The 360-nt window shown below is 48.6% G+C and carries 1 protein-coding gene; it reads left to right on the plus strand.

Features of this window, described 5'->3' with window-relative positions; all coding sequences use genetic code 11:
• The first annotated feature begins 47 nt into the window (after nucleotides 1–47).
• Nucleotides 48–206, plus strand: a complete 159-nt coding sequence (locus tag IAQ59_RS22175) for a hypothetical protein (protein WP_209333021.1) — start codon at nucleotides 48–50, stop codon at nucleotides 204–206.
• The last annotated feature ends 154 nt before the right edge of the window (nucleotides 207–360 follow it).

Here is a 360-nt window from a genome sequence, read left to right on the forward strand (position 1 = left end):
CGGCCAAAACGGTGGAACAAATTGATCTCTAAGCCCAGTCTATAAACATGTCACCCCTACGGGGTAAGGGAGCCCGGCAAAGCCCGTCATTGCGAGTGACGCAGGAGCGAAACAATCTCTTTAAGCTAGCTCAAGGGGCTTGGGGTGGTTTTGAGAAGGAAGCTCAGTTTCGCCCATTGCAAATTGGCAAGTATATCGGGGTGTAGTTGCAAACTACACCTAGAGCGGGGGCTCGCTTCGGATTCGTGGTTTTGGAAAGGAAGTGGCATCGTAAATTTTCCGAATCTTACATCTCATATCTAACGTCTTACGTCTACCTCACCACCCTTCTAACTACACATATCCACAAAGAAAACGACC

Origin of the sequence: Lunatimonas salinarum (assembly GCF_017811155.1) — a bacterium.
Taxonomy (GTDB): Bacteria; Bacteroidota; Bacteroidia; order Cytophagales; family Cyclobacteriaceae; genus Lunatimonas; species Lunatimonas salinarum.